The organism is Bacillus sp. AK031 (genome assembly GCF_053903065.1).
The window spans coordinates 2,180,077-2,192,364 of record NZ_CP096424.1 but is presented as its reverse complement, the minus strand read 5'-3'; the positions used below and the strand labels follow the sequence as shown (position 1 = coordinate 2,192,364).

General features: G+C 39.2%; 17 protein-coding genes and 1 other annotated feature. Of the genes, 1 reads left to right on the top strand and 16 read right to left on the bottom strand.

All coding sequences use genetic code 11. The features are described 5' to 3' along the window. Window positions 1–213 precede the first annotated feature (213 nt). The 7 genes from M1E09_RS11245 to M1E09_RS11215 form a co-directional block, all read right to left on the bottom strand. Window positions 214–537 carry a hypothetical protein gene (locus M1E09_RS11245; protein WP_456270969.1) on the bottom strand — a complete coding sequence of 108 codons (324 nt, stop codon included), beginning with the start codon at window positions 535–537 and terminating at the stop codon, window positions 214–216. Window positions 538–982: 445 nt separating this feature from the next. Continuing rightward, window positions 983–1,273, bottom strand: coding sequence for a TIGR04104 family putative zinc finger protein (locus M1E09_RS11240; protein WP_456270968.1), 291 nt, complete (start codon window positions 1,271–1,273; stop codon window positions 983–985). 117 nt (window positions 1,274–1,390) lie between these two features. After that, a complete protein-coding gene (locus tag M1E09_RS11235; RefSeq protein WP_456270967.1) occupies window positions 1,391–1,582 on the bottom strand; it encodes a hypothetical protein in 192 nt (63 codons plus the stop codon). Between the two features lie 188 nt (window positions 1,583–1,770). Continuing rightward, window positions 1,771–2,994 carry a translocation protein TolB gene (locus M1E09_RS11230; RefSeq protein ID WP_456270966.1) on the bottom strand — a complete coding sequence of 408 codons (1,224 nt, stop codon included), beginning with the start codon at window positions 2,992–2,994 and terminating at the stop codon, window positions 1,771–1,773. Between the two features lie 146 nt (window positions 2,995–3,140). Then, the gene (locus M1E09_RS11225) at window positions 3,141–3,704 is read right to left on the bottom strand and encodes a GNAT family N-acetyltransferase (protein ID WP_456270965.1); all 564 of its coding nucleotides are present in this window, start codon (window positions 3,702–3,704) and stop codon (window positions 3,141–3,143) included. Between the two features lie 257 nt (window positions 3,705–3,961). Beyond that, window positions 3,962–4,210: a binding site (T-box leader), on the bottom strand. 58 nt (window positions 4,211–4,268) lie between these two features. After that, a complete protein-coding gene (locus M1E09_RS11220; protein ID WP_456270964.1) occupies window positions 4,269–5,060 on the bottom strand; it encodes a hypothetical protein in 792 nt (263 codons plus the stop codon). Window positions 5,061–5,268: 208 nt separating this feature from the next. Next, on the bottom strand, window positions 5,269–5,586 hold the full coding sequence (locus M1E09_RS11215) for a hypothetical protein (protein ID WP_456270963.1): 318 nt from the start codon (window positions 5,584–5,586) through the stop codon (window positions 5,269–5,271). 160 nt (window positions 5,587–5,746) lie between these two features. On the opposite strand from M1E09_RS11215, the gene M1E09_RS11210 reads away from it, so the two are divergent. Continuing rightward, entirely contained in the window at window positions 5,747–6,202 is a 456-nt protein-coding gene (locus M1E09_RS11210; RefSeq protein WP_456270962.1) for a DUF4362 domain-containing protein, read from the top strand. Between the two features lie 538 nt (window positions 6,203–6,740). On the opposite strand, the gene M1E09_RS11205 is transcribed toward M1E09_RS11210, so the two are convergent. The 9 genes from M1E09_RS11205 to M1E09_RS11165 all read right to left on the bottom strand — a co-directional run bounded on the left by M1E09_RS11205 (window position 6,741) and on the right by M1E09_RS11165 (window position 12,252). Continuing rightward, window positions 6,741–7,049, bottom strand: coding sequence for a hypothetical protein (locus M1E09_RS11205; protein WP_456270961.1), 309 nt, complete (start codon window positions 7,047–7,049; stop codon window positions 6,741–6,743). Between the two features lie 153 nt (window positions 7,050–7,202). Continuing rightward, complete coding sequence (locus M1E09_RS11200) at window positions 7,203–7,760, bottom strand: ATP-binding protein (RefSeq protein ID WP_456274966.1); 558 nt, start codon at window positions 7,758–7,760, stop codon at window positions 7,203–7,205. A gap of 41 nt (window positions 7,761–7,801) precedes the next feature. After that, on the bottom strand, window positions 7,802–8,377 hold the full coding sequence (locus M1E09_RS11195) for a non-canonical purine NTP pyrophosphatase (protein WP_456270960.1): 576 nt from the start codon (window positions 8,375–8,377) through the stop codon (window positions 7,802–7,804). Between the two features lie 799 nt (window positions 8,378–9,176). Further along, window positions 9,177–9,449 carry a hypothetical protein gene (locus tag M1E09_RS11190; RefSeq protein ID WP_456270959.1) on the bottom strand — a complete coding sequence of 91 codons (273 nt, stop codon included), beginning with the start codon at window positions 9,447–9,449 and terminating at the stop codon, window positions 9,177–9,179. Between the two features lie 16 nt (window positions 9,450–9,465). Then, window positions 9,466–9,924 carry a hypothetical protein gene (locus tag M1E09_RS11185; protein WP_456270958.1) on the bottom strand — a complete coding sequence of 153 codons (459 nt, stop codon included), beginning with the start codon at window positions 9,922–9,924 and terminating at the stop codon, window positions 9,466–9,468. A 48-nt stretch (window positions 9,925–9,972) separates the two neighbouring features. Beyond that, window positions 9,973–10,299, bottom strand: a complete 327-nt coding sequence (locus M1E09_RS11180) for a YnfA family protein (protein ID WP_456270957.1) — start codon at window positions 10,297–10,299, stop codon at window positions 9,973–9,975. Between the two features lie 117 nt (window positions 10,300–10,416). After that, the gene (locus tag M1E09_RS11175; protein ID WP_456270956.1) at window positions 10,417–10,860 is read right to left on the bottom strand and encodes a VanZ family protein; all 444 of its coding nucleotides are present in this window, start codon (window positions 10,858–10,860) and stop codon (window positions 10,417–10,419) included. Window positions 10,861–10,999: 139 nt separating this feature from the next. Then, complete coding sequence (locus M1E09_RS11170; protein ID WP_456270955.1) at window positions 11,000–11,320, bottom strand: hypothetical protein; 321 nt, start codon at window positions 11,318–11,320, stop codon at window positions 11,000–11,002. A gap of 128 nt (window positions 11,321–11,448) precedes the next feature. Continuing rightward, complete coding sequence (locus M1E09_RS11165; RefSeq protein ID WP_456270954.1) at window positions 11,449–12,252, bottom strand: DUF817 domain-containing protein; 804 nt, start codon at window positions 12,250–12,252, stop codon at window positions 11,449–11,451. Between the last annotated feature and the right edge of the window lie 36 nt (window positions 12,253–12,288).

The window sequence follows — 12,288 nt, the reverse complement described above, 5'->3', positions numbered from 1 at the left end:
AGTTGCAGAAATTGCAATACTCCATACAATTAATACAAACGATGCCGTCAACCAAAAGGTATTCTTGGAAGTAGGTAGATCTGCTTTTATATTTTTTAAAATTTCTACTAGATTAAGACAAAAAATGATAGCGAAAATAGGCATTAAGTAAATATTGATGTAAACAAACATTCTTCCTTCCCCTTCTTCATGATTGTTAACTTCGATTATCCTCTAGATAAAGTATGAAGAGTAATAGAAAATGGTCAGGCCAAAACTTAACAGCATAAACAATACAATGCCTAAAGTGACCGGCGATATTTGGAATCGAAAAAGTTTAATTTCACCTGCGTCCTGCCCTGTCCACCCTCTCACTCCTGCGTTAAATCCGTTGTTGGTTTGGTTGGAAAACAATAAATAAAGCCATATGACACCAAAGATTAGTAATCCGCCTAAGAACAATACATCCATAAGGTTCCAGCCAAAGACCAATGAAACAATCCAAAGGCCCCCGGTTTCTATCAACATTGTCAGCAATACAATTGATGCTTTTTTCATAAGTATACCTCCTCTTCGTTCTTTAATTTATATACGAGGTCTAGTTAGAAAGGTTTCAATTTTTCTGAACTTTTTATTAACGAGGAGTATTGAATGTAGCAATTGTTTCTTAGATGATAACGGCCGTTCTTAACTTTTTTTAAATATCCATTTAACGAATAAAAAAAGAAATATTGCAAGCAGGCCGAGAAATAGTAAACTCTGTAAACCAAGCCCATTTAACAAAAGGGTTCACCTCTCAATTAGTGCAGCAAGCTAGTATTTTTCTAAAATATACTTAATAGAGTCGGATTGATCTTCGTCGGTTTGTGTTTGTTCAGTGTTGAATGGTTGTTCGTTTAACTGTTTATAATCCTTCTTCGAGTAAATAATAGTTTTGCAATGGATACATTATTACATACGTTCGCAATGCCGCTTCTATATTTGGCCATAAAATGTATGAATGTTATTGATAGATCTTGTATGTAACGAAATAAGGGGTCAGCAGTGAACCCAGGAATGCAATGGATAAACCAGCCGCGACACTCACAGTGATATTATTGAAAGGAGAAAAAAGGTTTACGAATAACAGCATTGGAACTACAGTTAGAAAGGTACTTGCGAATCGGCCGCGCAGCGTAATATTGTGCAAACTGCCGCATTTTTCACATTTAATCGGTTTGTACATCCAGCCCCATAAGGAACGATAGATACTACCCCAACTGAATTGATTATTGCATTGTTCACAGTTTTGCAAGGAATAAAACCACCTTTTAGGTTGTGTTGAAAATGTGTTGACTTTGATGTCAGGAAGCGCTCTTTAAAGCTCTCGGTGTGTTTAAAGAATTATGTATTATTTGCTCTCCCGATATATTTATAAAGTATTTCGATGCTTTTTATTATTTCTCATGAATCCGACACCCTGGCCGAAAACGGCACCAGTGAAAAATAGGATGAATACCTTCGAATCGAATTCTCCTTCCCCATATCCATAAGCCAGATACATGATTAAGGATACTGCAAGGATCAATCCGGCATATTTCACATTATCACGGACTTCTTTCATAGGTAAATCCCCCTTTTATGAGTTAGACGGAGGCCACATGATTTAAGTTTCGAAAATTCTAATTTAAAGCACATATTCCTTTCTTATGGTACCATGACTTAATTCTGATGACAGAAACTGTTCTAATTAAAAAAAGCTGGAGCTTTAGCAGCTCCAGCGCATTAATCCATATTTTAACTAAAGGGTCCTCATTCTTTATTGCCGGAAAACAAGACAGGAGCATAGTCAACATTATTGATCCATACACGCTCTTCTCCAGTCAAACCATTTCTCATCCAAACATCCCCATGTTCAGCATTTTCCCTCTTTCTTACCCAAGTGAGTTTAGAGCCAACGACTTGAGGGTCTTCATCCAATTCTTTTTTTCGTGGGAATGAAATTTGATACTGCCTGTCATTTCTTAGATTAATCGCATATAGCGAGGTGAACATAGTGGGCACAGGTCCTTCGTTCCATTCCTTATTTTCTTTAGCGCGGGCAACAATCACGCTTTCCGGTGAAAACCACTCCAAGTCAAGATCTACAAACCCTTTTGGGGTATATTCCTTTTGCTGAACAGCAGCAGGCATATCGGCGATCGTGGTTTTCTTATTTTCCACAAGAAATCTTCCTTCACCTGAAATGTAAGCAAGTCGATTAGTGGATGGAGCCCATTTCATCCAATCTTGATACCACAGCATTTTTCCTATCGGCTGAAAATGATCTCCCTCTGATGATAAAGCGCATAATGTATTGCTGTCAGTTGACCAGGAAGCTGTTGCGGTGGCGAGAAAACTTACCCATTTTCCGTCAGGGCTCCATTTGAAGTCGTCAGCTGAAATCGCAAACAGGTCAGGTTCTTTTGTTTCGATTGTATAGAAGAGCCTCATTTTATCTGCTGCAAGCTTGGCATCGACAGGGATTTTATAAAGCCTGACTGGCCCCCATCCGGTTGGAAGCAGCTCGGCTTGCGAAGAAACAATGAACTCTTTTCCATTGGGAAACCATTCAAAATCACTGACACCGAGCGATACGTTTTGAAATCCTTGCGGCCGGCCATTTTTTGTTTTTGTGACATTCAACAAGCCGCCGGAAGTGTAAGCCAATTGATTTTTTATAGGCGACCACTTAAAATTTGTTGCTTCAACCTTTACATAAGGCTGATAGCTTTCTTTTTGCTTCGTGTCATAAATGAATAAATCCGTTTTTTCACCCTTCTCATCCCCGTCAATATAGGCAATGAAACGCCCGTCAAATGACCATTTCGGAGAGTATACATAACGGTTTTTCGTTAGTTGACTTTCTTCACCGCCCTCTTTAGGCCAGAGTTGGTGGTCACGAATAAATGCCGCTTTTAGTGGTGTTTCGGCAGCAACCATTGAAGTGAAATAGAAACAGGTGAATAGGGTTAGAAATAAGATCCGTATGAACAAGGGCATCCCTCCTATTTATAGAATGCTTTTAAATTGTTTTTTCCATTCTAATAAAAGGAAAAGGAGCGATTCCCCATTCGGCAATCACTCCCCTATAAGGTAAAAGTGTAATTCAGGTATGCCCCTCCCCCTTCAACACTTCACTATTATTTTATTATCGAATAAACACAGGTGTCCGTCAGCATTCTGCCGTCGGCCGATAGGTCATCATTCCGTAATGTGCCTTCCAGTACATACCCCAGTTTTTTTGGAATGGCACGACTTTTTAGATTTGTTGATTCACACCTGATTTCAATTCTCCTGAAATGAAGGTGATCTAAACCAAATTCAGACAAGGCTTTCACCGCTTCTGTCATATACCCATGTCCGCCCCACCTCGTGTTAATCCAGTAGCCAATTTCACATTTAGGAATATCCCAGTCAATCCCCAGAAGGCTCGTGGTTCCGATAAACTCATTGGTTTCTTTATGGAAAATGAGGAAACGGAAGCTATCTCTTTTTAAAAAGTTAATATGGGCATTTCTCAAGTTGATCTCTGTTTCGTCAACAGCAGGTATTTCTTGTGCAAATGGAAGCCACGCTTTTAATTCACTATAGGAATCGCGAATGGCTTGATTGACAACTGAACCATCACCCGATTGATGTGGTGCACGAAGATAAAGTCTCTCTGTCTCTAACTGTAAAGGTATATCTAATAATATCGGATTCATCTTAGTTCTCCTCTCATTTTTTCAGTTCCCTGCAATGAAAATTGGACAAGAACAAAAGCGCAAGCGCCTTGTTCAGGGCCGACAGGCATAAGACGGGCCGGCGAGAAGGTTGCTCTTTAACCTTCTTGACGGGTTGACTTATGACCCGAGGGGCTAGGCGCTGGAGCTGGATGCAGAAAACAATCCAGATTATCCACAACCCGAGATTTTTATAGTTTCCTAAGCAATAAAAAAACTCCCACCCCCAAGAAATCATTCTTGAGGGCGAGAGTCATCATTTCGCGGTACCACCTCAGTTTGCTGATATGTCGCCATACCAGCCTCTTCAGGTACTTTCATACCCTATCTTTTTATCGGAAGAACCCGTCCTACGATCCCTAATGTAAGATTAGATTGGTAAGAAGCTCCGAGGCTTTTTTCATCAAGGCAGGCATTGCTCCTTTTCAGCTGTCAGGAGCTCTCTGTGAATACCCGTTCTTAACTACTTTTCTCATCAACGCACTGATTATCAAATATTTTAAAGATTATAACTTTTATTGATGGAATTGTCAAAATTCTAGATAATTATTCCATTGCATTTAAGGAAGGTTTCATTAATTGATGCAAGGTGTGATCAATAGAATAGATGGAGCTTTGTTCCACCGTTTTAACAAATAATTGAGTCAATTTTTCTGCTGATATTTGCAACTGCTCAACAGTCATTCCCACAGGATAGGTTGAAAGGAATGCTTTTTTGAATGTTGGATTCAAGGTATCATAGGCTTTGAACTGATGAAGTTTCTTATTTTCATTCATTGCCTGGACGATCAAGGTATAGTCCCTCATTTCCTCCAAGACCTTTAATGCGTAGATGACATTGTTTCGTTGCAGTTCCTTGTCCAGTCGAAAGGCACAATAACTAAATTCAAATGCGGCATCAAAATTCCCCGTGTATTTCACTGGTTTACTGTTAAAATGATCCATTTCCCTGTTCATTTTCTCTGTTACATGGCCATTTCTGTCGAAAATGATTTTCCATAAGGGCGATTTCACGGATAAAAATTCTCTAGGTACAATGGAAATATTGAATTCCAATCTATTTTTCAGAATGGCAATGATAAGGAAAATGTCTTTGCTGAATTGTTTCTCTTTTATATAAAGGGGGGTGAAATCTCTGAGGGACTCTCGGACGAATTCCTTAGTTGATGCTGCATCCTCTATGTTGGGAGTAGACACCATTAAATCAATATCCGAATGCTCATCAGTATAGCCAGTTACACCGGAACCCAGCTGAACAATCCCATCTATTAAGCTGGAAGATTCTAATTTCTCAATTGTTTTCACAAAATACGTGTTTCTTTCCTCTGAACTGTACATACATTCACCTCATCACACTATGTTAATAGGCTTCTTTCTTAAGCTGAAAGGTCTTAGCTCTTAGGAACACCATAATTTTTTACAATAATATAGTTACTATTAGGAATAATTCTCCAAGAACTGCTCTATTCCTACCTATACATAGAATGTTTTCACAAAAAAAGTGCCAAACTCTTAAGTTTGGCACCTTCTGATTGAGTATGAAAAATTAAAAGTAAGTAATCAGCATCCAAACCAAGCTGACGATCGTAAACAGCAGGGATCCGTAAAAAATATACCCGACCTCTGCCTCCAATTCATTTCCATTATCTTTTTGAACTTTCCACGCCGCTTCACTTGCTTCAAGAGTCGCCCCTTTCGACATTACGCCGCCCCGGCTGTTGAAGAAAAACACAATAACAGATATGCCAAGACCAATGAAGAAGCTCCAATCGACGTATGAAAAAGATAAGACCTTACTGGCAATCCAAACCAATAATGCGATGACTAGTGCTGAAATGACTGTACCCAGGATGTTCTTTTTCATATTCATCTCCCTTTTTTGAATATTCTCTTTTACCAAATTACCCCATAGCTTTATTGTATCGTTAACCTGGTGTCACTTCCAGGATTTTATGTGGCAGAAACTGTTCGATAAGCCATTATGGTAAACTAATGGTAAGTCAAACAAACCGGGAGCTTAATGAATGAAAAGGATATTGATATTGATTCTGATTGTGATGTTATCTTTGTGGACTGCCGGATGCCAATCGAATGAAAATACCTCACAGGATACAATTGGCGACTGGAATGTTCCTGAATACGAACAGGCCGCGGAGGACATTGTGTACTCGAATGATGGGGTGAAAAATGAAGACAGGTTCTTCGCCTTTTTGGAAAACGTCAATCAGGGAATCAAGGATACTATTAGAGTCGTTACTTATACAGAAGAGGGTGATCCGATCCTGCAGGACCTGGAATACGATGGTGATAAAATCAGCTACAAGTTGGACACCCGGAGGGATAAATTCGGCAGCGGAGAAATTCAAACGGCAGCCTGCCAATCAATCGAGGTTGAGGAAAAGCCCATACGAAAGGATTATATCCTTTCCGGTTGTAATGTTTCGGATATTGATACTCTCATTTGGGTGGTTAAGAAGTAGCTGGTGAATAAAGCGCGTTTAAGTGCCATCTGAGTGGATGGAAGACGAGTCAGCTGGTGAATAAAGTGCCTTTAAGTGTCATCTAAGTGGATAATTGAAGAGGTAGCTGGTGAATAAAGCGCGTTTAAGTGTCATCTGAGTGGATGGAAGACGAGTCAGCTGGTGAATAAAGCGCGTTAAGTGCCATCTGATTGGATAATTGAAGAGTCAGCTGGTAAATAAAGCGCTTTTAAATGCCATCTGAATGGATGGAAGACGAGTCAGCTGGTGAATAAAGCGACTTTAAATACCATCTAAATGGATGGTAAACGATGCAGCTGGTGAATAAATCCATTTTAAAAACCATCTAAGTAGATGACATAAGAGGCAGATGCCGAATGAAGCTATATTAAAAACGATCTCAATGTATAGTATAAGAAATAAGGTTCTTGTCATAAAGTACAATGAATAATGAAGAACCGCCACCGAAAATTAACTAAACCGAAAAAACAAAATCGCAGAGCATTGGGCTTTCTGCGATTTTGGCTTAGTTCAAAACTTAATATGTAATAATCTGAAATGCCAGGCTGACTACTGTAAACAGCACTACACCATAAAAGACAAAACCTAAATTGGCTTTTAACTCATTATCATTTTGGACTTTCCCGTAACTCGTGCTTGCCGAGAAATTTGCCATTCTTGAAGTGATGCCCCCGCTGCTGTTAAAGAAAAACAGGATAATGCACAGGGTAAAACCGATGAAAAAGCTCCATTCAGAATAAGAAAATAAAAAGATTAAACTCCCTATCCATACCACCAGGCTAATTACAATTGCTGTAACAAAGGCTCCAATCAGATTTCTCTTCATGTTCTTTCTCCTTTTTGTCTCTTTTGTTTTCCAAATAAAACCATAACTCCATTTTACCTGTATTTCAATGGCAGTTCTATTGATTTTTGAATTTTCAAGCTAGTCGAGTATTTTTAACAGGTACCTTTCTTCCTGTAATCCGCTTTTTCATAATTAACTTTTTGCTATCTTTACAATTTCTTGAATAACAGATTCTGCTTCGTCGTTATCTCTCATCACAAACAAATGACCAGCTTCACCTTCAATCGGATCTGTGACGTCTTCTTTTAGTGAATCGGCCTGCTGCCTTACCAGGACTTCGGTAAAAGTTGACGCACTCCTGAATATTTTCGTACTTCGTTGACTATGATCAACGCGAGATTGAAGAATATGGTCAGGGATTTCAAAATGGACAATAACGCTGATAAATCCCTTCTGATGAAATTGCTCAAGAAGTCGGCGGCGTCCTTTTTGATTCCGGTTTGAGCTGCTTATGATCAGGTGGAAGTCCGTTTGGTTCACTGCATAGTCCACGATGGTCTGTGAGATGGCGCTTTTTAAAGTATTAGGCCCTTGTTTAGGCAGTAATTTTTTATAATATGTATTGATGAATTCAGCGTGGTTATCCTGGTCTATCACAAGCGATTCCAGCAGCCTTTGCTCCAGACAATGTGCAAAGGTTGTTTTCCCGCTATGTGTCTTGCCGACTGTCATGATCACCAGTCTTTTCATGCTGTCACAGCAGTGATTCTGCAAATATATCGCCTCTCTTTTTATTGAACAATTTTTCTAATATACCATGCGCCAAATTTCTTTAAGCCCGAGTCTTCCTTCAATTCGTTATACTTAGTAAAATCAGGATCACTGAATTCCACCAATGTTTTTGTGAAATGCTGTGGAATGAAGATATACCATAGGTCCGACCATTTATTCACATTGTCGGTCCCTCTGATTTCCTCAGCTAAAATTCCCGGAGATTTACTTTCAAAGTATCTGATCTCTTCTCCATCAAAGTAGGCTAAACAAGATCTGAACTCACATTCCCGGTTGGACTCGTCTCTCATTAATTTAATACAACCATCAATTCCGATCGTATCTAACATGTGATTGACATAGGCTCTTGGAAAGCCGTTCAATTGTGATATGTAAAAACCTGAATCCAGGGCTATACATGGCCTTTTGACAATTTCATAAGCCTGCATTACCTTTTGCTTGGCAATTTCTTTAATATCGTCACTCCTGGGTTCAACCAATTCTTCGTTGACGGGCAATACCTTAATATCCTTTAGTTCTTTTTGGGCTGCGGCGACCTTTCCTTTATTCGTTGTGACAAATACGATTTCTTTCATGGTGATCGTTTCCTTTCTGAAGCCAGATTTGTTGCTCAATATTATTATTTCAACAAAAAAAGACGTAACCCTTTTTTGGAAAACGTCCCTTTACGGTAATGTGATCAAGGTGATTTATTTTATTGCCTGATTTAGTTCCTTAGTTACGAGGTCTAGATTTTCTCAGGTTCCAGTGAGTTTAAAAAACGATTGGTATTTGGTTCTGAGAGCTGAGTGTGTCTAGGGCTTTTCTAAAGACAGTTAGTTTGGGGTTTTGGAATTTAAGTGTCTCTAAAGCGGTGCTAAAGACAGTTAGTTTGAGGTATTGGAATCTAAGTGTCTCTTAAGCCGTGCTAAAGACAGATAGTTTGAGAGTTTTAAATCTAAGTGTCTCTAAAGCAGTGCTAAAGACAGTTAGTTTGAGGTTTTGGAATCTAAGTGTCTCTTAAGCCGTGCTAAAGACAGATAGTTTGAGGTATTGGAATCTAAGTATCTCTTAAGCCGTGCTAAAGACAGATAGTTTGAGAGTTTAAAATCTAAGTGTCTCTTAAGCCGTGCTAAAGACAGATAGTTTGAGGTTTTGAAATCTAAGTGTCTCTAAAGCAGTGCTAAAGACAGTTAGTATGAGGGATTGGAATCTAAGTGTCTCTAAAGCGGTTCTTAAGACAGTTAGTTTGAAAGTTTGGAATCTAAGTGTCTCTAAAGCGGTGCTAAAGACAGTTAGTTTGAGGTTTAATAATCTAAATAACGAAGCTCTAAAAGAATATAAGGAGGAGCTTTTGATAAACTAATGCTGCTACCATAAAGTCAATTCTTCATTTTAGCATATTGAAGTCTCGCCTCTCTTCACTTCCCCAGTCTCATCATCCAATATGTCGGTTCCGCTCTCACAGTTTTCTTTAATCTCCCATTTAACTGTATACTCATTGTTTTTGTGGCTTACGGATAGGATTTTTACGTTCCCATTGGATCCAGAGTATCGTTCGATAATAATGGACTTGGCTGTTTCTTCAGAAATAATCGGTTCTGAATGACTACAAGCTGTGGCCAATAATGAACTTACTGCAAGAATTACCATAACAAACGTTTTCACCGTCATCATCCTCCTTTTACTGGGGTACAGAACTTTCTTCCCTGTCCACTTGTAATTGGGATAACTTTCGCCCCGTTAAATTTTCAAATAATAATGCTGAATTTTTCTTGTTCAGTTGAGTATATTCTCTTTCACCTTTTGCGATTTCAACTTTATCCAGGGTAGGGCTTATCCAAAGCTCATATGTTACGGCTTTCGCTTCGATTTCCTGGTCAACAAATGCAAAGGAAAAACGAAAATCTGCTAATCTTTCCATATCTGTCACTTTCTTTTCCCAGTTAGCATCGTTCAATATGTTCCTTACCTTTTGAACTTTATCTTTATCATTAATGACGCGGGTATCACCATACGTCTTTACATCACTGATATGAGCTCGCACTTCTATTTCCTGGACATCATTTGGTATGTCACTTGAACACGCAGTGATTGGTAATGCAAATATAAGAATTAACGAGAGTAGCAACTTCTTTTCCATTATGATCTCCTTATCGGTCAGGCAGACTTTTCTCTTTTTCCATATACATTAATGGCGCGGTGCAAACAACATCACCGATACACCAACCAAGCAAATCGCCGCCCCTGCCCAATCATATAAATCAGGTGTTTTCTTATCGATTCCCCATCCCCATAAAACAGAAAGTACGATGAAAACCCCGCCATAGGCAGCATAGACCCGGCCGAATAATGGAAAGGTTTGAAAAGTCGCAACCACTCCATATAGGGCCAATGCCAGACCGCCGCCCAGCCCCCAGTAATAGGGCTTACCTTCTCTCAGCCAAAGCCATATAAGATATCCGCCGCCAATTTCGGCAACTCCGGCCACTATGAAAAGTCCAATTGCATGAATCATATGTAATGCACAACCTTTTATAAAAAATAACTTGTTTCCTTATATCAGCCATTTGCCTGACAGTCCATTCTTCCAAATGAATTCAAGGATCTATGTGAAAATTACTAGCTTCAACGACTACTTCAATAACTTCGTCAAAATGAGGTATATAATGAAGCCCAGGGTGGCTCCAAATAAATTCAGTAAAATATCGTCTATATCTAATACTCCTAATTTAGCTGCATACTGTATGACTTCAATAAAAGTACTTAGCATAAAAGAAATACCCAACACACTTTTTAGTGTAGTCAAGTTTGAGGACATCAGAGGCAGCAGAAACCCCAAGGGAAAAAATAATAAAACATTGCCAAGAGTATTATTAAACCATGTATCAAAATTGTAGCGGTCTATGCCGATAATATACTCACTTATTGTCTTAAATGGGATAAAATTATGATTCACACCTTCGAAGGATCTCGCTCTCAAATTGTGAATATCTACCCCTAAGAAGCTCACTGTCATTAACAAAAGAATATAAAAGAAGAATAAAGCAAAGGCAAGATTACTTATGTTTATTCGCATTTTCATCACCTCTTATCAGAGGTATATGTATGTCCTGCCAGCACTATTCGCTTTCACATGGAACCAGTATACCTTCTTGCTGAAATAACGTGCGACATTTTCCCTCGAATTGGTTCCAATCAATCTACTTTCTATAAAATTAGCTATGTCCTTTATTGAATAACTCTTCTTTTGTAAGGGTATTCCACCCGTTCGATTTCAACTTTTCTATATACTCTTCGAATTTCATTTCTTCCACTTCAATCGCCAGTGGTGATAAAGATACCCAACAGGTGTTGTTTGAATAATCAATCGTTACTTTTACCACTTCATATCCATTGTGAAATGCGGCATCAAACCCTGGATCATCAAGAATATCTCCTTTTACAGGACGTATATTAGATTCAAAGGTTTTTACAAGTGTTTGCATTTTGTTTTTTTCCTTAGTTGAAGTTATAAAAAATAGTAAATTGATTTGCATGTTTGTCTCCTCATAAATGATTTCTATTACTGCTCTACTTATAAAGGGTTCTTTCCATCGCCTTCAATAACTACATTACCATATACATCAAGAGAGAGGGTAACCTAGTCAATGAAAAACATGGCACGCTAATGAATAGAGCGCCATGTTGTATGTTTTTCTGCTTTCGAGGAACTCTTCCCCTTAACCTGCTTTAACGTCGCTACAATCAAAAAGCTGACAATCACTAATAAAAGCCAAGAACTTACCTTCCCTAGATGGACCAGGCTCCACGCATCGGTTTGGTTTGGATATTCCCATGCACCGAAGAAAGTTGCGATATTCTCAGCTATCCATATGAAAAATCCGATGAGCACAAATGATAGTGCAAGTGGCATACGGTAGCGGGTTCCCCCAACCTCGTAGGTGACCCAGGATGGCCAAAAGACAATGATGACCAGTCCGGATAACCACCAGCGAATATCAATCCAGTAATGATGGGTGAAAAAGTTCAAATAAATAGCAGCAGCCAGAGGTACAACGACCATAAACGGCGGCCACTGAACCAGTTCAACCTTTAGTCTCCTCCAGGCCTGGCAAAGATAACTCGCTACACTTGCGTACATGAAACCACTGTATAAAGGCACTCCAAAAATTTTGGAATAGCCTTCGTCCGGATAAGACCAGGAGCCCATGTGTACCTTGAAAAGTTCTAGGGCAAGCCCAATAAGGTGAAATACCGTGATCACCTTTAGTTCATCGCGGGTTTCAAGTCCGGAACGCAGCATCCCCCACTGCATCACCAGGCAGATGAGAAGAAGCCAGTCATACCTTGGCAGCAAAGGAAGCGGCAAGATTTGTGTCAAAGCTAAAGAGGCAAAAATCACGACGGGAAACAAACAGGATAACGCCTGCTCCCTGCCAAAACGAACGAGTTGTTTGAGTGGTCTCATTTTTTGTGCCTCCAAAGGTTTTTTTTTGCAGGCTTT